This window comes from Dongia mobilis (assembly GCF_004363235.1).
Lineage (GTDB): Bacteria > Pseudomonadota > Alphaproteobacteria > Dongiales > Dongiaceae > Dongia > Dongia mobilis.
This window is the reverse complement of sequence record NZ_SNYW01000014.1, coordinates 113,518-135,382: the sequence shown is the minus strand read 5'-3', so window position 1 is coordinate 135,382 and position 21,865 is coordinate 113,518. Positions and strand designations below refer to the sequence as shown.

Below are 21,865 nucleotides of genomic sequence, written 5' to 3'. Positions count from 1 at the left end.
CAACTCAGCCCAGTGCGGCGGCGATTGCCTTGAGGCCGGCGAGGATCAGCCGGTCCATGGCTTCGTCAACCGGCAAGGGCTGAGAGGAAACTTTGACAATCACCGTCTCCGATTGCCGGTCGATGAAGATCCACTGGCCGTGGATGCCGACGGCACAGAATTGCTGCCGCGCATCGTCGAGGATGTACCATTTGCTGCGATAGCTGCCGCCTGGATTGAAGTGATCCATGTCGCCCCTGGCCCAGGCGGCCTTGTCGCCGCGGGTCAGGATGTCGTCGATCCAGGCGGCCGGCACCAATTGCCGCCCTTGGGCGGCGCCATCCTGGCGCATCAGTTCTCCGAATCGCGCCAGGTCGCGCAGTCCGGCGCTGATGCCCCCGGCGGTGCGCGGTGCGCCCAGCCGGTCGACGGTGATCTGGGCCGGCATCTCGGCCCCCATGGGCGACCAGATCCGCTCGCCGAGGAGGTCGGCGAAGGTCTGCTGGGCAGCGCGCTCCAGAATCCAGCCCAGCAGATCGGAATTCACCGATACATAGTGAAACTGGCGACCATGATCGCCGGCGCCGCGCTTCAGTCCGGCGAGAAAGCTCCTGAGGTCGCCGGGCGTCTCGCCCGGTAGTGGCGGGTTCCAGTTGGTCGCCCGGCGATAGCGCATGAAGTCGCTTTCCGGGTTCAGATATTCCTCGGCAAAGTCTATGGCGACGGTCATGTCCAGCACGTGGCGCACGCTCGCATCGCCATAGGCCGACTTTGCCACTTCCGGCAGATAGGTGACGATCGGCGCATCGGGATCGAGCTCGCCGCGTTCCACCAGCGTGCCGGCCAGCGTGCCGGTGATCGATTTGCTCACGGAAAAGACGATATGCGGCCGGAAGCGGGTGAGGGCGCCGGCATAGCTTTCGGCTGCGATGCGGCCTTTGTGCAGCACCAGGAAGCCGTCGGTATAGGTGGTGGCCAGCATCTCCGCTACGGTGCTGCTTCGCCCGTCGGCTGTCCTGATGTCGATCCGCCCGAAATCGGCCGGGGCGGCGGCAAGCGGCGTGATCAGATCGGGGTTGTTCGGAATCTGCGCGCTGGGCACGATCTCCGAGACATGGGAGTAGGACCACCGATTGAAGGGTTCCACCCGCCAATTGGCAAGTGTCACCTGGTGTTCGGGCGCAGGCGGCGCGCCCCGCATCAGTCGGCTTTTGCCACGCATCTCATCCATGATCAGCACCAATCCCTGCATTCAAGAAGGTGCCGGCAATCTAGCCGTCCCGTGGCGCGGATGCCAAGGCGGATAAAGAACGCCCCGTCGCGGCGGCTGGCCGCGACGGGGCAGGTGCTCAACCCAGGGAATGTCTGCTCAGAACGAGAAGCCGTAGCTGACCGCGACGCGGTAGTCGCGGCCGGGCCCCTCCTCGGTCGCAAGGAAGCGGGTGTACTCCTCGTCGGTCAGGTTCTCGATGCCGGCATCCAGGCGGAATCCCCGGAGCATGCCCTCGCTCGGCTCCCAGCTGGCGAACAGGCCGACCAGATTGACGCCGTCGGTGCGTAGTTCCTCGTCCGCGGCGCGATTCTGGGACCAGATATATTCATTGGTCACGCCGAAGGTGACATCGATATCGGGAACGCGGGCGCCGACCGTCAGGACCAGCTTGTCTGCCGGGATCGAATTCAGGTACTCGTCATCGGTCTCGTTCCAGCCGCGAACGCGCGAATAACCGCCGCTGAAGAAGAAGTAGTCCGAATCGTAGTCGAGGCCTACCTCGATGCCGTCGATTTCCGCCCGCGGCACGTTGACGGGGGTTGTGGTAAGGTTGAAAGGAAAGTTCATCACGACATCGCCCTCAATGAAATTCCTTGCCTTGGTCGTGTGGTAGGCAAAGTTGAAGCCGATGGCATCATCGTCCAGCACGACGTCGCCGAAACTTAGCTTGACGCCACCTTCCCATGTCTTTGCCGTCTCTGGCTTGAGGTCGGGGTTGGGGACAAAGACGTTGCTCAACGCGCCGACGCGGAAATGCGTCCCGCCAATATAGAGTTCCGAGACGGATGGCGCCCGATAACCCTCCGCATAGCTTGCATAGAGGTTGATCCATTCGAAGGGTTCCCAGCTGACGCCGATCTTGGGCGAGACCCGGTCATGGGACTGGCTGCCGAATTCGTCGCTTTCGGGGTTGTTCTTGTAGTAGTCCCAGCGCACGCCTGGCGTCAGTGACAGCTGATCGAAGAGCTTGATCTCGTGCTGCAGATAGACACCGACCACGTCCTGCGTCGCATCGGGAAACTGCGCCCGCACATCGCCGTTCAGGCGCCCTTCGCCTGAATCATGATAGTACTCTGTGCCGAATGTCGTCGCGTGCGTCGCCCACCCGGTATCGAACTCGAACGTATTGTTGACATCGATGCCGGTGGTCGTCAGGCGGGTTTCCATCACCCGGTCAATGTCGTTGCCCGTATCCTTCGTGTCGGTGTCGTCGCGATAGGCGGTGGCCTTCAGGTTGATCAGGTCGGTGTCCGGGCTGTCGAACGAATAGCTGAGCGTGGCTGTGCTCTTGCTGATGGCGTGCACGCCGTCATAATCGGGGTTGTTTGCGACATCGACGTTGGCGAAGGTATCGTCCTCGTCATTCTCGTAGATCAGCCCCGCAAGTTCGATGCGATGACCCTCGGCCGGCTCGATCCCCAACTTCATCAGGCCGGAAAGGATGTCCACCTCTGTGTTGTCGATGCGGTCGCCGTCATCGCCGCCCTTGTAGTTGATGCTGTCGCGCCAGACGATGCTGCCAAGGAAGTCGATTTCATCCAGCGGCTTTACGGCGAAGGTGCCGGAGAGGACCGGCTCCTTGTTGACCGAGTGGAAGCCGACCTTGCCACGCAGGCCAAAGGTGTCGCCATCGGCGATGTAATCCTCTGCATCCTTTGTCTCGATCGCGATGACGCCACCGATGGCGCCTGAGCCGTAGAGGGTCGAGCCGGGCCCCTTCATGACCTCGATCTGCTTCACCATATCGGGATCGATGAACATCATGCCGCCATGGCCGGATCCGACATTCTGCCTTGCACCGTCGATTGAGGTGACGACGCGGTTGCTGCCCCAGCCGGTCGAGCCCATGCCGCGGATATTGGGCTGGCTGCCGGAGCCCTTGTTGCCACCCTCCATTTCCACGCCGGGCAGGTCATTGAGAAGATCGCCGACCGTCTGGGGCTGTTTGCGTTCGATCTGTTCCTGATCGATCACGTCGATCGTCGCCGGTACCTCGCTGCGACTGCGCGGCGTCTTGGTGCCGGTCACGGTGATCGGGTCGAGCGGCGTGATAGCCGGCGGCGCCGGCTGGTCCGCCCCGGCCGGCGGCAGTAATTCCTCGGCGGGAGGTGTGGCCTCCTGCGCGATAGCCGGCCAGGAGGGCCACATCATAAGGGCGAAAAGGGCGCTCGACGCCATCAGGCGCGGGCGAAATTGAATCATGGTTGCAGGCATGCCGGTCGTCCCCAAGCACTGTCAGGTTTGCGATATTTCCTGGCGTGGCTCTGGCAGTGCCGGCAGCGCGGGCAATGCCTGGCGCTTGCGGTAGCTGGCTGGCTAGGTGAGCGAACCGGATACCCCATCATCCGGTAGGCGAATGAAACAAGTGCGATGCCACTCAAAGGGAAAAGCAACTAAGAACCATTCGCAATTTCTTTCTACCAACCTCGCTCCTTGGAAGGCAAGAACAATATGTCGGGTTTGAGGCCAGTCGGGCCGGGTAGGGCCGGGCCGGGCCGGGCCAATCGGGCCGGGTGATCGCCGATGAAATCTGCGCTTAAAAGAAAACCCCCGCCCGAGCGCCCGGACGGGGGTTTATACCAAACGAGACCGGAGCGCTAACCGAGCTTGCCGAGGGCAACGGCGGTGTCGCACATGCGGTTCGAGAAGCCCCACTCGTTGTCATACCAGGAGAGCACGCGCACGAAGGTGCCGTCGATCACCTGGGTCTGGGTCAGGTCGAAGGTCGAGCTGTTGGCATTGTGGTTGAAGTCGATCGAGACCAGCGGCTGGTCATTGGTGCCAAGGACGCCCTTCAGCGGGCCGCCTGCGGCCTTGATGATCGCCGCGTTGACCTTCTCCTTGGTGGTCGGCTTCTTGGCGACGAATTTGAAATCGACGACCGAGACATTGGGTGTCGGCACGCGGATCGACGACCCGTCCAGCTTGCCGGCCAGTTCCGGCAGCACGAGGCCGACGGCCTTCGCCGCACCGGTCGTGGTCGGGATCATGTTGAGGGCCGCGGCGCGGGCGCGGTAGAGGTCCTTGTGCATGGTGTCGAGTGTCGGCTGATCCCCGGTATAGGAATGGATCGTGGTCATGTAACCATGCTCGATGCCGACCGCCTTGTGCAGGACGGCGGCGACCGGCGCCAGGCAATTGGTGGTGCAGGACGCGTTCGAGACGATGGTATGCACCTTCTTCAGCTTGGCGTGGTTGACGCCATAGACCACGGTAAGGTCGGCATTGGTTGCCGGTGCCGAGATCAGTACGCGCTTGGCGCCAGCCGCGAGATGCAGCTTGGCCTTCTCGCGATCGGTGAAGAGGCCGGTGCATTCGGCAACCACGTCGACCTTCAAATCCTTCCACGGCAACTTGGCCGGATCGCGCTCGGCCGTAACGCTGATCCAGCCGCGCCCAACATCCATGGCGCCCGTCTTGGTCTTCACATTGCCGGGGAAGGGGCCGTGGATAGAATCCCGGCGGAAGAGGTGGGCGTTGGTCTCGACCGGGCCGAGATCGTTGATGGCGACGACTTCCAGATCCTTGCGGCCGGACTCCATCATCGCCCGCAAGACCAGACGGCCGATGCGGCCAAACCCGTTGATCGCTACCCGAACTGCCATGATTGCTGCCTTTCCTGATCCCTGATTGTCAAAGTTTCGCCGTGACGGCCTGGACAATGGCCGCCGGCGTGATGCCGAAATTCTTGTAGAGGTCGGCAATCGGGGCCGAAGCGCCGAAGCCCTTCATGCCGATGAAGATGCCGTCGCTGCCGATATAGCGCTCCCAGCCGAAGCTCGCGGCGGCTTCGACCGCAACTCGAAGGCCCGAACCCAGGACTTCCTGCATGTAGGCGGCAGATTGCTCCTCGAACAATTCCCAGCTGGGCATAGAGACAACGGCGGTGCCGATGCCCTTTTCCTCGAGCTGCTTCTGCGCCTCGACCGCGATCTCGACCTCGGAGCCGGTCGCCAGCAGTGTCACCTTCCGCTCCTTCTGGGTCGGGCGGATGACATAGGCGCCGCGGGCACAATGGTTGGCACTGGCCGCATCGGCACGCAGCAGCGGCAACGCCTGGCGGGTGAGGGCAAGGACCGACGGCCGCTCCTTGTTGCTGAGCGCAAGGGCCCAGCATTCGGCCGTTTCCATCGTGTCGCAGGGACGGAACACCAGCAGGTTGGGAATGGCACGCAAGGCGGCCAGATGCTCGACCGGCTGGTGCGTCGGCCCGTCCTCGCCGAGGCCGATGGAATCGTGCGTCATCACATAGACGACTCGCTGTTTCATCAGCGCCGAGAGGCGGATGGCGGGACGGCAGTAATCGGTGAACACCAGGAAGGTTCCGCCGAACGGAATGATGCCGCCATGCAGCGCCATGCCGTTCATTGCCGCCGCCATGCCGTGCTCGCGGATGCCGTAATAGATGTAGCTGCCGCCATAGGCGCCGGCCTGGACCGGCTTTGCCGTCTTGGCCTTGGTGTTGTTGGAGCCGGTGAGGTCGGCCGAGCCACCGATCAGCTCTGGCATCGCCGGCACCAGGGAATCGAGTGCCAGCTGCGAGGACTGGCGGGTGGCGATCTTGGGGGCGTCCTTGGCGATCGCCGATTTGAGGTCGCCCACGACCTCGGCGAAATTCGCCGGCAACTCGCCGGCCATGACCCGGGTGAATTCGGCCTTCTGGGCATTGCTCTCCAGCCGCTTGGCCCAGGCGGCGGCGGCGCTGGTGCCGCGTCGGCCGATCTCGGCCCAGGCAGCGCGGATCGGCGCCGGGATGTCGAACGGGGCATGGCTCCAGCCCAGCTTCTCGCGGGCGCCGGCGATCTCGTCCTTGCCCAGCGGCGAGCCGTGACTTGACGAGGAACCGGCCTTATTCGGCGCGCCGTAGCCGATCACGGTCCTGCAGGCGATGAGCGAAGGCCGGTCGGACTTCTTGGCGGCCTCGATCGCTGCGGAGACGGCTTCCGGATCATGGCCGTCCACCCGCGCCGTCGCCCAGCCGCTGGCGGCAAAGCGCGCCAGCTGGTCGTCGGAACAGGAGAGCGAGACGGCGCCGTCGATCGAGATGCCGTTGTCATCGAAGAGGACGATCAGCTTGTTGAGCTTGAGATGGCCGGCAAGTGATATCGCCTCGTGGCTGATGCCTTCCATCAGGCAGCCATCGCCCGCGATGACATAGGTGTGGTGATCGACCAGGTCGTCGCCGAAGCGGGCGTTCAGGATGCGCTCGGCCAGCGCCATGCCGACCGCGTTGGCGAGACCCTGGCCGAGCGGGCCGGTTGTGGTTTCGATGCCGGGGGCATGGCCGAATTCCGGGTGACCGGCTGTCTTCGAGCCCCATTGGCGGAAATTCTTCAACTCCTCCAGCGTCATCTCCGGATAGCCGGTAAGGTGGAGAAGCGCATAGATCAGCATCGAGCCGTGGCCGGCCGAGAGAACGAAACGGTCGCGGTCGGGCCAGTCGGGTTGGGCCGCGTCGAATTTCAGATGCCGCTGGAACAGCACAGTGGCGACATCGGCCATGCCCATTGGCATGCCGGGATGGCCGGACTTCGCCGCTTCGACGGCATCCATCGCCAGCGCCCGGATGGCGTTGGCAAGATCACGTTGCGGGATTGATTGGGTGGCGGGGGCCGATTTAGCGTCCATCATCATTCCTTGGCCGCGGACTCCATCTGGCGGCACGCAGGGCCCTGGAATCGCGAAAAATGGTGGCCGACCGATCCGGCCACCGGATCGCGGCGGAAGATGCCCGCGTGGGGGCGTCAGGTCAACTGCGGAATCCGGTGGAAAATCCGGTCGAGAATGCGGCCTGACTCGGCCTGTAGACTTGGGTCGGCGACGGGACGGCTCCGGCTGCATTTGAGGCGATTGATGAGCAAGTGCAGGGTTTGCGACGTGGTGCGGTCGCGGCTTGCTGGCGGGGGTGCCATTTGCATCGGTTGACGTCGCTTGAACAGGTCGAGTAAACCGATGGAAACAGGCGACCCACGCCGCACAAGAATTTGACGACAGTCTGGGGGCCGGAACCGAACCTCATGTCCAGGTTGGAAGCAGCGATCGACCGTCTCGACGCGGCCATGGCACGACTTGATGCAGCCGTTGCGGACAGTTCCACCCGTGGTTTTCACGACCGTGAAATCCTGCAGACGGAGCTCGCCGTCCTGCGGCAGACCTATTCCCTGCTGCAATCCGAGGCGCGGCTGGTATCCGACCGGCTCGACCAGGTCATCGGCCGCATGCATGCCGTGGCGGAAGGAGCCTGACCTTGCCGACCGTCACCATTGCCCTCAATGGCCGGAATTACGACATCGCCTGCGGCGAGGGCGAAGAGGCGCGGGTGCAGGAACTGGCGGGCGAAGTGCGCCGCCGCATGGAAGGACTGGTCAAGCATTCCGGCCCGGTGGCCGAGAATCTGCTGTTCGCCCTGACCGCGCTGTTGCTCAGCGACGAACTCGACCAGAAGAATCGTGCCATAGAGGGCCTGCAGGCCGAACAGAGCGAGATGATGCAGCGGCGCGAAGTAGCCCTAGCGGACACGATCGAGCGCCTTGCCGTCAAGATCGAGGCTATTGCGGCCCGGCTGGAAGCAGCCTAAGTACTCTCCCGGGCGGAGAGCTGCTTGGTGCGATCCGGTCGTGAAATCCCTGGGGCCAATACTTAAACCTCTAGGGAGCTGTCCCTGCCTGGATCGTGGTCCCGGTACACGGCGCCCACCTGCTTAAGCAGGCCACAGAGGATTCAGACGTGCCGCCGGCCTATGTGGCGCCGCCCACCCAATTCTCGAGCTAACAGCGCTCAGGCATCTCCCGCGCAATCAGGTAACCTTGTTCGCCATGGCTGCCGTGGTCCTGGCAAGTCACCTGAACTTTGGCCTCTAATATCATGGAAAGTAAGTATATAGCGGACTTGAAATCCGAGTGCCGGGCACTGGCGACAGCGCAGCGCGCCGCAGCCTTCGCGGCCGATCCGGAGGCCGGCGCCGCCCTTGCCCAGCAGTTCCAGCGGGCCATCGCAATTGCCCCGAGCCTGTCTGTCTCCGGCTATTGGCCATTGCCGGGCGAACTGGATGTCCGTCCGTTGTTGGACTTGCTGCGTGACCAGGGGCACCCGATCGGCTTGCCGGTCGTCGTCCGGCGCCACGAACCGCTGGTCTTCCGGCAGTGGCGCCCGCAGGATGCCCTCCAAACCGGGAAGTTCAATGTCATGACGCCGCCGCCCGAGGCGCCCGAGGTCGTTCCCGATGTCCTGCTGGTGCCGATGCTGGCCTATGACCCGGACGGCTACCGCTTGGGCTATGGCGGCGGCTTTTATGACCGTACACTGGACCAGCTGCGCCGGCGGGCGCAGCGGGAAGGGCGCCCGGTACCCCTTGCCATCGGCATCGCCTATGCCGCACAGGAGATGCCGATGGTGCCGCACGGGCCCCATGACCAGCCCCTCGATTGGGTCGTTACCGAGCGATCCGCTTTTGAATTTGCTGCAAGATCAGAGAATTGATTGATGAATCTGCTGTTTCTGGGTGATTTGGTGGGGCGTGCGGGCCGCGATGTCGTCGTGGCGAATCTGCCGGCATTGCGACGCGACCTCGGCCTCGATTTCGTCGTTGCCAATGTCGAGAATGCGGCGGGCGGGTTCGGCATTACGCAGAAGCTGCTGGGTGAACTCTTCGCCGCCGGAGTCGATTGCGCGACGACGGGGAACCATGTCTGGGACCAGAAGGAAACGGTGGGCTTCATCGGCAACGAGGCGCGGCTGCTGCGCCCGATCAACTTTCCGGCTGGGACGCCCGGTCGCGGCGCCCATGTCTACCAGACCCAGCGCGGGAAAAAGGTCCTGGTGGCCAATCTGATGGGCCGGCTTTTCATGGATCCCCTCGATGATCCCTTTGCCGCGGCGGAGGCATTGCTAAAGACCTACCGGCTTGGCGGCAATGTCGATGCGATCATGTTCGATATTCACGCAGAGGCGACGAGCGAGAAGATGGCATTCGGCCATTTCGTTGACGGCCGCGCCAGTTTTGTCGTGGGCACCCATACCCATGTACCGACGGCCGATGCCATGATCCTCGCCAATGGCACCGCCTATCAGACCGATGCGGGCATGTGCGGCGATTATGATTCTGTCATCGGGATGGAAAAAACCATCCCCATCCAGCGCTTTACCCGAAAGCTGCCGACCGAGCGGCTGAGCCCCGCCAATGGCGACGGAACCCTCTGCGGGGTGGTGGTCGAGATCGACGAAGGCAGCGGGCTTGCCCGACGCATCAGCCCGGTTCGTCTGGGTGGTCGACTGGCGCCGGCCATGCCCGTACCGGCTTGAGGGACTTTCTCTGAATATCAATACCTTAATGTTAGCTTAAGGGCCCGGCGATAGAATGCGGGCGGAATTTTCATCCGCCATTGGAACTGCGCCCGGACCCCAAGGTGACCTATCTCAGCACCAGCCATGACCCGCTGATCGTCCTGCTTTCGATCCTCGTCGCGGTTGTCGCGTCCTTCGTCTCGCTGGATGTCGCCGAGCGCCTGCGCGGCGCCGCGGGCCGGAACTGGTGGCTCTGGCTGTCGGCGGCGGGCGTGACCCTGGGCGGCGGCATCTGGTCGATGCATTTCATCGCCATGCTGGCCTATGGGGCGCCGGTTCACTTCACCTACGACACCTTCCTCACCCTGTTGTCGCTGCTGCTGGCGATCGCCTCGACCATGGTGGGCTATTTCGTCGCCGCCTATCGGCGCGGAGATGCCCCGCCGCACCGCGGTGGCGGCCTTGCCTCGGGCATCAACGGGCTGCGTCTGTTGCTCGCCGGCGGCATCACCGGCGCCGGTGTCGCCGGCATGCATTATACCGGCATGGCGGCCCTCGTCGTTCAGGCACGCATCGAATATGACCCGGTGCTGGTCAGTGCCTCGGTCGTGGTGGCCGTGGTGGCAGCCACCGCTGCCTTCTGGCTCAGCCTCAAGCTCGACAGAGCCTGGCACAAGGCTGCCGCCGCGCTGGTCATGGGCGCGGCCATCACCGGCATGCATTACACCGGCATGGCAGCCGTGCGCCTCGTTAGCGCAATGCGCAACTATCCGTCGGCCTTCGAGGAGGGGACACCGGCGACCCTGATGGCCGGCAGCCTGGCCGTCGTCACGATGCTGATCCTTGCCATCGGCTTCATCTCGGCGATCGGCGATCGGCGCATGGACCGCCAGTCGCAAAGGGCCGCCGTGCATCATGCGCGCAGCGAAAGCCGCTTCGAGGCCATCGTCACCAGCATGACGGACATCATCCTGCTGCTGGATCGAGGCGGGCGCATCATCTATGTCTCTCCGGCGCTGGGGCGGATCCTCGGTCTTGCGCCGGACGAGGTTGTTGGGCGGCCTTTTACGCAACTGGCGCCGCCCGAATCCCGCAACCGAGTGGCCGGGTTGCTGTCGGCCTGCCTCGAGCATGGTTCCGAACCGCAGGCCGCGAATGAACTGCCGATGCGCAATGCCGCCGGCGACCGCTGCTTCATGGACATGACGATCAGGAATCTGCTGGACGACCCGCATCTCAATGCGCTGGTCGTGAAACTGCATGACGTCACCGACAAGAAGCGGATCGCCGAGGAATTGCTGGCGGCCAAGGAGCGTGCCGAAGCGGCCAGCCGGGCGAAATCCACCTTTCTGGCCAATGTCAGCCATGAATTGCGAACACCACTCAATTCCATCATCGGCTTCTCGGATCTGCTGCTGGCGCAACCAAACGGGCCGATCCAGGAGAGCTACGTCGATTTCGCCCGCGACATCAATGTCAGCGGCAAGCAATTGCTGACCGTCATCAACAGCATCCTGGAATACTCCCGCGCCGAATCGGGCAGCCTGGAACTGGACAGCATCCTGGTGGAACCGATGGCGGAGGCGGAGGCATGCCGTCGCCTGCACCAGGAACAGATCCAGGCAAAGGCCCTGCAGGTTGTGGTCGAGCCTTTCCAAGGCCGATGTCTGTTGCTGGCCGACCGCAGCAAGCTGCGCCAGATCCTGATCCATCTGATTTCGAACGCGGTGAAATTCACGCCGGAAGGCGGGCGCATCCGCATTGCCGGCGAGGTCGATTCCGGCGGCTGCTGCATCTTGTCGGTGCAGGATTCGGGCATCGGCATGAGCGATGACGAGATTGCCCAGGCGCTGCAACCCTTCCACCAGGCGCAAGGCGGTCTCAGCCGGTCATTCGAGGGAACCGGATTGGGGCTGCCGCTGACCAGGGCGCTGATATCCCTGCACCAGGGCGAATTGTCGATTGAAAGTGCGCGCGGCGTCGGCACCCTGGTCCAGGTACGTTTCCCCCGGGACCGCGTCAAATTCGTCGAGTTGAGCCAGGGCGGCGCCGCCGCTTCCTAGGCAGCCGAAGGGTTGGCTCAGGCGCTGCGCCGGCCGCCGGCCACGGCGCGGAAGCGGGCAACTTCGTCTTCCATTTGCACTGTCCGCTCCCGGAACTGGCGCGCCATTTCATGAACACGGTCACTGGCGCTGGGCGTTTCGTCGGCGACGATCTTGATCGCGCCGGCAATGCCTTCCAGGCCCATCTGGCGTGCGACCTGGGTCACGAACTCCGCCATGCGGCGAATCTCGGCCTCGAGATCGACCGATTGCGAGGCATTGCTGGCCTCTGAGATCGTACGCGACATGCGGCACCTAACGACGGGATGGCGGACGGTTTCATCTTTCCCGAATTCTTGGGCTTTTCGTGGGTTTTTGCCCCGAATCGGAAGGAATTGCTAAACTTTATACGTTGCGGAGCGTAAAGAAGAAGTGAATTTCCGACCGACGCTTCAGAATTATCTTCAAGCAATACAGCCGAGTGTAGCTTGCGGGCCGGGACAAGTCGGTCAGGCGGCGGGCTTGGCAGCGCGGGAAGATGTGCTAAAAGGCGTCAAAATCCTGCCATATTCGCGGTCTAGGGTCCGCCGTTGGACGCCATCGGCCCCAATATATGGTAAGGATTGGCCGTTAGATTCTACTAGGTTTTGCGTTCAGGAACAGACCCGATGGCTGGCCATTCCCAATTCAAGAATATCATGTACCGCAAGGGTGCGCAGGATGCGAAGCGCGCCAAGGTCTTTACCAAGATCATCCGCGAGTTGACCGTGGCGGCAAAAATGGGCTCGGCAGACCCGGATGCCAATCCGCGCCTGCGCGCCGCCATGATCGCCGCACGCGAAGCCAACATGCCGAAGGACACGATGGAACGCGCCATCAAGCGCGGCGCCGGCGGCGAGGACAACACGGCTTATGAGGAAGTGCGCTACGAGGGTTACGGCCCCGGCGGCGTTGCCATCATCGTCGAGGCCCTGACCGACAATCGCAATCGTACGGCGTCCGAAGTGCGAGCTGCCTTCGGCAAGGCGGGTGGCAATCTGGGCGAGACCAACTCGGTCGCCTTCATGTTCGAGCGCAAGGGTGTCATCCGTTACGAAACCAAGGCGGCCGGCGCCGATGCCATGTTCGAGGCGGCGCTGGAAGCCGGTGCGGACAACGTCGAATCCGATGCCGAGGCCCATGAGGTCACCTGTGCCCCGGGCGATTTCTCGGCAGTGCGCGACGTGCTCGAGGGGAAATTCGGTGCGGCGCGGGAATCGCGGCTGCAGTGGCGCCCCGTGACCACGGCGCCGGTGGATGCCGACACCGCGGAGAGCCTGTTCAAGCTGATCGACGTGCTGGAGGATAATGACGACGTCCAGACCGTCAGCACCAATGTCGAAGTGTCGGACGAAATACTGGCCAAGTTGACGGCCTGACAGCCGCCACCGGAAGGAGCCCAGCCATTACGACCATTGGCGGCATGCGAATTCTCGGACTGGATCCCGGTCTGCAGCATACCGGTTGGGGCGTCATTGATGCCGTCGGTTCGCGCCTGACTTTTGTCGCGGCCGGCGTGGTGCATTCCAATGCCAAACTCGACCTCGCCATGCGCCTGGTGGAGATCCATGACGGATTGCGCGACGTGATCGACGCCCACCAGCCGGACGAAGCCGCGGTCGAAGAGACCTTCGTCAACAAGAACCCGAGTTCGACCCTGAAACTGGGCCTCGCCCGCGGCGTATCCCTGCTGGTGCCGGCGCTCTACAAGCTGCGTGTGGCGGAGTATCCCACCAACCTCGTCAAGAAATCCGTGGTGGGGGCCGGGCACGCCGACAAGGAGCAGATCAAGATGATGGTCGGCATGCTGCTGCCGCCGGCGCGCGACCAGAAGAGCAGCGACGCCGCCGACGCGCTGGCGGTTGCCATCTGCCATGCCCATCACATGGGCACGCTCGGCAAATGGGGCGCCCGGGATTTCCGCGAGGTCGCCCGGTGATTGGGAAGCTTACCGGCCAGGTCGACAGCATTGCCGGCGACCATGCGATTATCGATGTGGGCGGTGTCGGCTATGTCGTCTTTGCGAGCGGCAAGACCCTGGCACGCCTCGGCAATCGCGGCAGTGCGGCCAGCCTGCTGATCGACACCCATGTGCGCGAGGATGCGATCTCGCTCTATGGTTTCGCCGATGCGACCGAGCGTGACTGGTTCCGCGCGCTGCTCAATGTCCAGGGTGTCGGTGCCAGGGTGGCGCTGAGCATCCTCTCGGTGCTGGCGCCGGATGAACTTGCCCGTGCGGTCGCTGCCCAGGACAAGGCGGCGGTGGCGCGCGCCAATGGCGTTGGCCCCAAACTTGCGCAGCGCGTCGTTGCCGAAATGAAGGACAAGGTGGGCGGCATCTCGCTCGGCATCTCGGCCCCTGTCGCGGGCGCCGCACCGGCGGCGGCAGACGGGCCGATGAATGACGCGGTGTCGGCGCTGGTCAATCTGGGCTATCGCCGCGCCGAGGCCTATGGTGCCGTCACCCGAGTGATGCAGAAGCAGGGTGCCGATGCGGCGCTCAATGACCTCATCGTGCACGGGCTCAAGGAACTGGCGCAATGAGCTCGCCCGAAAGCATGACCGGACCGCGCATGATCGCCGCCGAACAGGCGCCGGAGGACAGTGGCGAGCAGAGCCTGCGGCCGCTGGCCCTCACCGAATTCATCGGCCAGGCGAAGCTGCGCGAGAATCTCGGCGTCTTCATCGAGGCGGCGAAGGCGCGCGGCGAGGCCCTCGACCATGTCCTGTTCTATGGCCCGCCCGGCCTCGGCAAGACGACCCTGTCGCAGATCGTGGCGCGCGAGCTTGGCGTCGGCTTCCGGGCGACCTCCGGTCCGGTCATCGCGCGGGCTGGCGATCTTGCCGCCCTGCTGACCAACCTGCAGCCGCGCGACGTGCTTTTTATCGACGAGATCCACCGCCTGTCGCCGGCGGTCGAGGAGATCCTTTATCCGGCAATGGAGGATTTCCACCTCGACCTCATCATCGGCGAGGGGCCGGCGGCGCGCTCGGTGCGGATCGACCTGCCGCGCTTTACCCTGGTCGGCGCCACCACCCGCCTCGGCATGATCACGACGCCGCTGCGCGAGCGTTTCGGCATTCCGCAGCGGCTCAATTTCTATACCCATGCCGAGCTGGAACTGATCGTGCGGCGTGGCGCCCGTGTCCTCGGCCTTGATCTTGCCGACAGCGGCGCCCTCGAGATCGCGCGGCGCGCGCGGGGAACGCCGCGCGTCGCCGGCCGCCTGCTGCGGCGCGTGCGCGATTTTGCGGCGGTCGCCAAGGCGGGCAGGGTGGACGCCAAGCTTGCCGACCAGGCGCTCAACCGACTGGAGGTGGACCAGTTGGGCCTTGATGCCATGGACCGGCGCTATCTCACCTGCATCGCCGAGAATTACGACGGCGGGCCGGTCGGCGTGGAGACCATGGCGGCCGCTCTCTCGGAACAGCGCGACACGATCGAGGATGCGATCGAGCCCTATCTGATCCAGCAGGGCCTGCTGCAGCGGACGCCGCGCGGCCGCATGCTGACCCTGAATGGCTACAAGCATCTGGGGCTGACGCCCTCTTCAAACGCTGCGCAGGCCGATCTGCTGGGACCGAATGTGGGGGAGGAGGCGTGATGACCCTCACCGCCCTGAAGCCGCAGCCCGAGCCAGCGCACATTTTCCCCATCCGTGTCTATTACGAGGACACCGATGCCGGCGGCATCGTCTATTACGCCAACTATCTGAAATTTGCCGAGCGGGCGCGGACCGAGATGCTGCGCGAAGCGGGCTTCCATCACACGGCGATGCTGGAGCAGGACGCCATCATCCTCGCTGTGCGGCGCTGTTCGGCCGAGTATCTGAAGCCCGCGAAACTCGATGACCAGCTCAGCGTTTCGACGCGGATCGGCGGCCTCGGTGCCGCCACCATCGATCTTGCCCAATCCATCCGGCGCGGCGGCGATGAACTCTGCCGCGTCGATGTCACCATTGCCTGCGTGGGCCGCGACGGGCGGCCGGTCCGGCTGCCCGCGGCCCTGCGCAGCGTTCTCTCAACCGACCCAGCCCTACGGAAGTGAAGACACCCCATGGATCCGCAAACCCCGCCAGCCGTACCCGTTGAAGCCGTCGATGGCGCTGCCCTCGAAGGTGTGCAAGCCGCCGCCCAGGGCGCCGTCGGCCTGCCCAGCGTCGCGCATGACCTCTCGGTCTGGGGCCTGTTCCTGCAGGCCGACTGGATCGTCAAATCAGTCATGATCTTCCTGATCCTGGCCTCGATCTGGTCCTGGGCGATCATCTTCGACAAGATCATCCGCATCCGCCGCCTGCGCGAGCAGGCCCGCCAGTTCGAGGAAGCGTTCTGGTCCGGCGGTTCGCTGGAGGACCTCTACGACCGCATCAGCAATCGGCCGGCCGACCCGATGTCCTCGATCTTCGTCGCCGCCATGCGCGAATGGCGCCGCTCGGCCGCCAAGGGGCTGCTCGCCTCCGAGCATCTGCGCGAGAACCTGCAGGACCGCATCGAGCGCGTCATGAACATCACGCTGGGCCGCGAGATGGACCAGATCGAGCGCTATATGGGCTTTCTCGCCTCGGTCGGATCGGCTGCCCCCTTCATCGGCCTTTTCGGCACGGTCTGGGGCATCATGAACAGCTTTGCTGCCATTGCCGGTTCGAAGAACACGACGCTCGCGGTCGTGGCGCCGGGCATTGCCGAGGCGCTGTTCGCGACGGCCCTTGGTCTCGTCGCCGCCATCCCGGCGGTGCTGGCCTATAACAAGCTTTCCGGCGACATCAACCGCTACGGCAACCGCCTGGAGGCCTTTGCCGGCGAGTTCGGCGCAATCCTCTCGCGCCAGCTTGAGGAGAAGCACTGATGGCGATCAAGCTCGGCGGCGGCGGCAGCCCGTCCCGCGGGCATTCGGCCCGGCGCAAATTCACGCCGATGTCCGAGATCAACGTGACGCCGATGGTCGACGTCATGCTGGTGCTGCTCATCATCTTCATGGTGACGGCGCCGCTGCTGACGGTCGGTGTCGAGGTTGAGCTGCCCAAGACCAGTGCCGAGGCGATGCCGAACCCGGAAGAACCGCTGGTGGTCACCGTGCGGAGCGACAATGTCGTCTTCCTGCAGGAGACCCAGATCAATATCGAGGAATTGGGTCCGCGCCTCGTTGCCATTACGTCGAACAAGCCGGACACCACCATCTATGTCCGCGGCGACGCCCAGGCCAATTGGGACGGCATTGCCCAAGTTTTGGCGGAATTGCAGGCTAATGGATTCACCAAGGTCGGCATCGTCACCGATACCAAGGACGGTGCGGCCACGGGCGAGCCGGCGCAGGATGCGAACTAGGCATGAGTTTTCTTGAGGAAAAGCTGGGCTGGGAACCGGAGCTTAACCAGGGCCTGATGGCCTCGGTGGTATTCCACATTGCCTTGCTTCTGGTGGTCTATTTCGGCGTCCCCAACATCTTCGAGGATGAAATCATCGTGGCGCCGATGGGGATCGAGGCGGCCCTCGTTTCCGACATCACCGCGGCGCCGAAGGTCGACAAGGCGGGCAAGCCGACGGAAAAACCGAAGCAGCAGCAGGCCGAGCAGACCAAGAAGAAGGAAACGGCACCGGCACCGGAAAAACCGAAGCAGACCGCCTCCGTGACGCCGCCCCCGCCACCACCCGAGGAAAAAGTGGTCGCGTTGCCGGACAAGGAAAAACCTAAGGAAGAAGAAAAACCGAAGGAAAAAGAGCCGGAAAAACCCAAGGCAGAAGAAAAGCCAAAGGAAAAGCCCAAAGATAAACCCAAGGAACAGCCCAAAGAAGAGCCGGATCCGCTTGCCGCATTGTTGAACACCGTTCTGGACGAACCGGCGGCGGAACCTACTCCGGAGAAGCCTAAGAACCAGGCCAGGCCGGAGCCGGCCGAGCCGACCACCGGACCGCAGACGGCGGAGCTCTCGGTCGTGCCGCTGAGTGCGATGGATGCCGACAATATCGGCGCCCAAATCGGCAAAAACTGGTCGGTGGACATTGGTTCGCTGCCGGACCCATCGCAATATCTTGCTTGGGTCAGGGTGAAGTTCGACGGGGCCGGTAGGGTTCTCGGTGTGGAATTCATGGAGCCGGGCCGCATGTCCGATCCGCGCTACCGGATGGTGGCGGAATCCTGCCGGCGCGCTTTCATGATCACGGAACGTGTACAGTTCCCGCCCGGCAAGGAGCAGCCGGTCATTCAGTTCGGTTGCGATCCCCGTTATGCCGGCTTTTGAGCGAACCGCAGCCGACATCGTCAGGCGATGGACAGAATCGCCGGTTCCTGCTGTGATTTGTACAGATATGCGCAATAGCCAAGCGAAGTGAGGCAAGAGCAATGACGCAAGCTATGAGGCTGGCGATTCGGGGACTGAGTGTTCTGCTCGTAGTCCTGATGCTGCCGATGACGGCATCGGCCGAGCCGAGGATCATCATCCAGCCCGGCAAGCAGCCGACCCCCATGCCGATCGCGGTCCCGGATTTCTTCGGCGCCTCGCCGGCCGATGGCCAGGTGGCCCGGGACATCGCCATGGTGGTGGCGGCCGATCTCGAGCGTTCGGGCCTCTTTGCCCCCATCGACAAACGCGCCTTTATCCAGGATTCAGCCTCGTTGCAGCAGGGGCCGCGCTATCAGGACTGGCGCCTGATCAATGCCGAGGCGCTGGTCTCCGGCAACGTGACGACCCAGTCCAGCGGCCAGATCTCGGTCGAGTTCCGCCTGTTCGACGTCTTCGGCGAGCAGCAGATGACCGGCTTCCGCTACAACGCGGTCGCCACCAACTGGCGCCGGGTCGCCCACAAGATCGCCGACGAGATCTACAAGCGTATCACGGGCGAGGAAGGGTATTTCGATTCGCGCATCGTCTACGTGTCCGAGACCGGGCCCAAGCAGCAGCGCATCAAGCGCCTCGCCATCATGGACCAGGACGGCGAAAACCATAAGAACCTGACCGACGGCTCGTCCCTGGTGCTGACCCCGCGCTTCTCGCCGTCGAAGCAGGAAATCACCTATATGTCCTATTACGGCAACAAGCCGCGGGTCTATCTGTTCAGCCTCGATACCGGCCAGCAGGAGATCCTGGGCGATTTCCCGGGCATGACCTTCGCCCCGCGTTTTTCGCCGGATGGCAGTCGGGTGATCATGAGCATGGCGCAGAGCGGCAACACCGACATCTATGTGATGAATCTCGCCACCCGCAGCAGCCAGCGCATCACCAATTCGCCGGGCATCGATACGGCGCCCAGCTATTCCCCGGACGGGTCGCAGATCACCTTCGAGAGCGATCGCGGCGGCTCGCAGCAGATCTATGTGATGAATGCGGACGGCTCCAACCCGCGCCGCATCAGCAAGGGCCAGGGCAATTACGGCACCCCGGTCTGGTCGCCGCGCGGCGATCTCATTGCCTTTACCCGTATCTTTCAGGGCAGCTTCTATATCGGTGTCATGCGCCCGGACGGCTCGGGCGAGCGGATGCTCTCCCAGGGCTGGCTGATCGAGGGGCCGACCTGGGCGCCCAATGGGCGCGTCCTCGCCTTCTTCAAGCAGGAGCAGAGCGGCAAGACCCAGCTCCACAGCATCGACCTGACCGGCTTCAATGAGCGCGTCATGAAAACGCCGCTGGATGGTTCGGATCCGGCCTGGTCGCCCTTGCTACAGAACTGAGAATGGATTATGTTCCGCCCCGTTTCCTAGGTCAGCTTGACCATGGAATAGATTGATTCAGCGCGGAAAATTCTCGGCTTCGGGCCGTTCATGTCTTGCAACCGGGGGGTGCAGGCAGGGCGGTACGCGAAGTCAAAGATGGACACAGAGGAAACTTAGAAATGCGTCTTTCGATCCTGTCGGCCTTTGCTGCGGCCGCTCTCCTGGCAGCCTGCTCCTCCGACGTTCCCGTTAACGATGCCGGCGGCGCCGGTTCAGGTGCCCAGACGGCGGGTACCACGGACAGCTCGGGCATTACCCAATATGCGCCGGGCTCCAAGGAGCAGTTCGACGCCGAAGTCGGCAACACTGTCTATTTCGACTATGACAGCTACAGCCTGACCTCGGAGGCCCAGAGCCAGTTGCAGCGCCAGGGCGCCTGGCTGCAGCAGTTCCCGGCCGCGACCCTCACCATCGAGGGCCATTGCGACGAGCGCGGCACCCGCGAGTACAACCTCGCCTTGGGTGAGCGCCGCGCCAATGCGGTCGCCAACTACCTGGTTGCGCTCGGCGTCAACTCGAACCGCCTCAGCGTGATCTCCTACGGCAAGGAGCGTCCGCTCTGCGTGCAGTCCGACGAGTCCTGCTGGTCGCAGAACCGTCGCGGCGTGAGCGCGATCAACCAGTAATTCGCCGCCTTCCAGGTTGGTGAATTGGACGCCGGCCCGGGGCAACCCGGGCCGGCGTTTCGTTTTGCGCACGATCACTTTTTCGTGATCTCGCGCCACTTCCGCCGCAATCCGGCCCATTTTGCCGTCGAGTGTCTCCCGGTTGGAAAATTCAACCTTGAATAGGGGACACCCATGATGAAGAAGCGCGGCCGCCGGACTTTTGCCCGGTCGGTCTTGCCCATGGTTCTGCTGCTCGCCGCCTGCCAGGGCAGGCAGGTTGCCGACACCGCCACGACCCCGCCCGAGATTCCGCCAGTTATCGATGGCAGCCCGACCGCGATGACCGTCGACCCGCTGGCCGAGTTCAATGGAACGATCGGCAACACCGTCTATTTCGAGACCAATTCATCGGTCTTGACGGCCACCGCCGAGGCCGTCTTGCAGCGCCAGGCGCAATGGCTGGCCCGGAACCCGACATATACGTTGACCATCGAGGGCCATGCCGACGAGCGCGGGACGCGCGAATACAATCTGGGGCTCGGCGAACGCCGGGCCAATGCGATCGCCGGCTATCTCGCCGCCCTGGGCGTGATTCCGGGCCGTCTAAGCACACTCTCCTTTGGCAGGGAAAGGCCCCTGTGCAGCGAGGCGGCGGAGGCCTGCTGGGCGCAGAACCGGCGCGGTGTCAGTGCCCTCAACCCCTAGATGCCGGATGGCACCGGGGGCGGCCTGGCCGGCCCCGGCGCCAACTTGCATCCGACCGAGTCCCTTTGGCATTGTCGGCTCGCCAATTCGTGATGCCGGAGGTCGTCCGCAAGGCCGGCGCACGCCATATTTCTGCCGGTTTCCGCCCGCAGCATCGGGCTTGGGACCCTGCTGCACGGGACGGGAAGGTGATCATCCGATGGGTATGCATGCTCTGATGCTGGGACGACACATGAAGGGGGTTCTCCGCGCCTCGCTGGTCGTCGCTGTCCTGGCAATGGCCGGTGTTGGGTCGGTGCAGGCGGACGAGGTCGACGATCTGCGCGCCGAGGTGGAACGCCTCAAGCAGCAGATGCTGTTCCTGCAAAACCAGATCCCGCAGGGCGGGGCCCAGACCGGGGTAGCCGCCGGCGGTACCGTAGCGGCGCAGAACGAGGTCCGCTTCCAGCAATTCGACCAGCGCATCGCGCAAGTGGTCGGCCAGATCGAACGGGTCGAATTGCAGCTTAACGATCTCGCCCAGAAGATCGAGCGCATGCAGAAGGATACCGAATTCCGCCTGAGCGAACTGGAAAGCCGCGCTGCCGGCATGCCGATGGGCGCCGACGCGATGGCAACAGGCGAGGCGGGGGCAGCCACCGCCGGAGCCGCGCCCACCAGCGGGATGGGGACGGAAGCGACCGCGGCGCCGCCCGCGCCGACCCAGCCCGGCGTCCTTGGCACTTTAAGCGCCGAGCAGATGCAGAACCTGCCGCAGGCGCCGGCTGGTGCCGCCGAGCAGGCCGCCAGTGCCGCGGCTGCTACCGTGGTGCTGCCCGGCAATACGCCGCAGGAGCAGTACAATTACGCCACCGGCCTGCTCCAGCGCGGGGCCTATGCCGAGGCCGAGATCGCGCTCAAATCCTTTGTCGAGCAGTATCCCGGCGATCCGCTGGCTGGCAATGCGCAGTACTGGCTGGGCGAGACCTATTACGTGCGCAGCGATTTTAAGAATGCGGCTGTCGCCTTTGCGGCCGGCTTCCAGAAATATCCGCAAAGCAGCAAGGCACCGGACAACCTCCTCAAACTCGGCATGTCGCTCGGCCAGACCGGCCGCAAGCAGGACGCCTGCACGGCCTTCGCGCAGTTGGACAAGCGGTTCCCCGACGCCTCCCAGGCGATCAAGGACCGCGCCCAGCGGGCCAAGCAGCGCTACGAGTGCAAGTGAGCCTGACTTGGGGATAAGTCC

The 21,865-nt window shown here is 63.8% G+C and carries 22 protein-coding genes and 1 other RNA gene; 18 read left to right on the top strand and 5 right to left on the bottom strand.

Features of this window, described 5'->3' with window-relative positions; genetic code table 11:
* Nucleotides 1-4: 4 nt before the first annotated feature.
* The 4 genes from A8950_RS18830 to tkt all read right to left on the bottom strand — a co-directional run bounded on the left by A8950_RS18830 (nt 5) and on the right by tkt (nt 6,880).
* Entirely contained in the window at nt 5-1,210 is a 1,206-nt protein-coding gene (locus tag A8950_RS18830; protein ID WP_133615228.1) for a serine hydrolase domain-containing protein, read from the bottom strand.
* Between the two features lie 138 nt (nt 1,211-1,348).
* Complete coding sequence (locus tag A8950_RS18825; RefSeq protein WP_166645279.1) at nt 1,349-3,454, bottom strand: TonB-dependent hemoglobin/transferrin/lactoferrin family receptor; 2,106 nt, start codon at nt 3,452-3,454, stop codon at nt 1,349-1,351.
* Between the two features lie 395 nt (nt 3,455-3,849).
* Nucleotides 3,850-4,857, bottom strand: a complete 1,008-nt coding sequence (gene gap, locus A8950_RS18820; protein WP_133615226.1) for a type I glyceraldehyde-3-phosphate dehydrogenase — start codon at nt 4,855-4,857, stop codon at nt 3,850-3,852.
* Nucleotides 4,858-4,885: 28 nt separating this feature from the next.
* Entirely contained in the window at nt 4,886-6,880 is a 1,995-nt protein-coding gene (gene tkt, locus A8950_RS18815) for a transketolase (protein WP_133615328.1), read from the bottom strand.
* Between the two features lie 389 nt (nt 6,881-7,269).
* Between tkt and A8950_RS18810 the strand changes: the two genes are divergently transcribed.
* The 6 genes from A8950_RS18810 to A8950_RS18785 all read left to right on the top strand — a co-directional run bounded on the left by A8950_RS18810 (nt 7,270) and on the right by A8950_RS18785 (nt 11,598).
* Nucleotides 7,270-7,497: a hypothetical protein gene (locus A8950_RS18810; RefSeq protein ID WP_133615225.1), complete on the top strand. Its 228-nt coding sequence runs from the start codon at nt 7,270-7,272 to the stop codon at nt 7,495-7,497.
* 2 nt (nt 7,498-7,499) lie between these two features.
* Nucleotides 7,500-7,829 (top strand): cell division protein ZapA, encoded by a 330-nt coding sequence (locus A8950_RS18805; protein WP_166645278.1) that lies wholly within the window; start codon nt 7,500-7,502, stop codon nt 7,827-7,829.
* 14 nt (nt 7,830-7,843) lie between these two features.
* A non-coding RNA gene (gene ssrS, locus A8950_RS18800) (6S RNA) lies at nt 7,844-8,004 on the top strand.
* A gap of 136 nt (nt 8,005-8,140) precedes the next feature.
* Nucleotides 8,141-8,731 carry a 5-formyltetrahydrofolate cyclo-ligase gene (locus tag A8950_RS18795; RefSeq protein WP_243735709.1) on the top strand — a complete coding sequence of 197 codons (591 nt, stop codon included), beginning with the start codon at nt 8,141-8,143 and terminating at the stop codon, nt 8,729-8,731.
* Nucleotides 8,732-8,734: 3 nt separating this feature from the next.
* Nucleotides 8,735-9,553 (top strand): TIGR00282 family metallophosphoesterase, encoded by an 819-nt coding sequence (locus A8950_RS18790; protein ID WP_133615222.1) that lies wholly within the window; start codon nt 8,735-8,737, stop codon nt 9,551-9,553.
* A gap of 80 nt (nt 9,554-9,633) precedes the next feature.
* Entirely contained in the window at nt 9,634-11,598 is a 1,965-nt protein-coding gene (locus A8950_RS18785) for a sensor histidine kinase (RefSeq protein ID WP_133615221.1), read from the top strand.
* 17 nt (nt 11,599-11,615) lie between these two features.
* Here A8950_RS18785 and A8950_RS18780 read toward each other — a convergent pair whose 3' ends face one another.
* The gene (locus tag A8950_RS18780; RefSeq protein WP_133615220.1) at nt 11,616-11,885 is read right to left on the bottom strand and encodes a hypothetical protein; all 270 of its coding nucleotides are present in this window, start codon (nt 11,883-11,885) and stop codon (nt 11,616-11,618) included.
* Between the two features lie 360 nt (nt 11,886-12,245).
* Between A8950_RS18780 and A8950_RS18775 the strand changes: the two genes are divergently transcribed.
* The 12 genes from A8950_RS18775 to ybgF all read left to right on the top strand — a co-directional run bounded on the left by A8950_RS18775 (nt 12,246) and on the right by ybgF (nt 21,844).
* Entirely contained in the window at nt 12,246-12,995 is a 750-nt protein-coding gene (locus A8950_RS18775) for a YebC/PmpR family DNA-binding transcriptional regulator (RefSeq protein WP_133615219.1), read from the top strand.
* 44 nt (nt 12,996-13,039) lie between these two features.
* Nucleotides 13,040-13,555, top strand: coding sequence for a crossover junction endodeoxyribonuclease RuvC (ruvC, locus tag A8950_RS18770; protein WP_133615218.1), 516 nt, complete (start codon nt 13,040-13,042; stop codon nt 13,553-13,555).
* A complete protein-coding gene (gene ruvA, locus A8950_RS18765) occupies nt 13,552-14,160 on the top strand; it encodes a Holliday junction branch migration protein RuvA (RefSeq protein ID WP_133615217.1) in 609 nt (202 codons plus the stop codon). Before ruvC ends, ruvA begins: the two co-directional genes overlap by 4 nt.
* Nucleotides 14,157-15,221, top strand: a complete 1,065-nt coding sequence (gene ruvB / locus A8950_RS18760; protein ID WP_208109935.1) for a Holliday junction branch migration DNA helicase RuvB — start codon at nt 14,157-14,159, stop codon at nt 15,219-15,221. The genes ruvA and ruvB overlap by 4 nt, the downstream gene beginning before the upstream one ends.
* A complete protein-coding gene (gene ybgC, locus A8950_RS18755) occupies nt 15,221-15,664 on the top strand; it encodes a tol-pal system-associated acyl-CoA thioesterase (RefSeq protein ID WP_133615216.1) in 444 nt (147 codons plus the stop codon). Before ruvB ends, ybgC begins: the two co-directional genes overlap by 1 nt.
* Nucleotides 15,665-15,673: 9 nt before the next feature.
* On the top strand, nt 15,674-16,462 hold the full coding sequence (gene tolQ / locus A8950_RS18750) for a protein TolQ (RefSeq protein ID WP_133615215.1): 789 nt from the start codon (nt 15,674-15,676) through the stop codon (nt 16,460-16,462).
* On the top strand, nt 16,462-16,941 hold the full coding sequence (locus A8950_RS18745) for an ExbD/TolR family protein (protein ID WP_133615214.1): 480 nt from the start codon (nt 16,462-16,464) through the stop codon (nt 16,939-16,941). The genes tolQ and A8950_RS18745 overlap by 1 nt, the downstream gene beginning before the upstream one ends.
* Nucleotides 16,942-16,943: 2 nt before the next feature.
* Nucleotides 16,944-17,855, top strand: a complete 912-nt coding sequence (locus tag A8950_RS18740; RefSeq protein WP_133615213.1) for a hypothetical protein — start codon at nt 16,944-16,946, stop codon at nt 17,853-17,855.
* 101 nt (nt 17,856-17,956) lie between these two features.
* Nucleotides 17,957-19,282 carry a Tol-Pal system beta propeller repeat protein TolB gene (gene tolB, locus A8950_RS18735; protein WP_133615212.1) on the top strand — a complete coding sequence of 442 codons (1,326 nt, stop codon included), beginning with the start codon at nt 17,957-17,959 and terminating at the stop codon, nt 19,280-19,282.
* A 161-nt stretch (nt 19,283-19,443) separates the two neighbouring features.
* Entirely contained in the window at nt 19,444-19,950 is a 507-nt protein-coding gene (gene pal / locus A8950_RS18730; protein WP_133615211.1) for a peptidoglycan-associated lipoprotein Pal, read from the top strand.
* Nucleotides 19,951-20,124: 174 nt separating this feature from the next.
* Nucleotides 20,125-20,637, top strand: coding sequence for a peptidoglycan-associated lipoprotein Pal (gene pal / locus A8950_RS18725; RefSeq protein WP_133615210.1), 513 nt, complete (start codon nt 20,125-20,127; stop codon nt 20,635-20,637).
* A 199-nt stretch (nt 20,638-20,836) separates the two neighbouring features.
* Nucleotides 20,837-21,844 carry a tol-pal system protein YbgF gene (gene ybgF / locus A8950_RS18720; RefSeq protein WP_133615209.1) on the top strand — a complete coding sequence of 336 codons (1,008 nt, stop codon included), beginning with the start codon at nt 20,837-20,839 and terminating at the stop codon, nt 21,842-21,844.
* Nucleotides 21,845-21,865 lie beyond the last annotated feature (21 nt).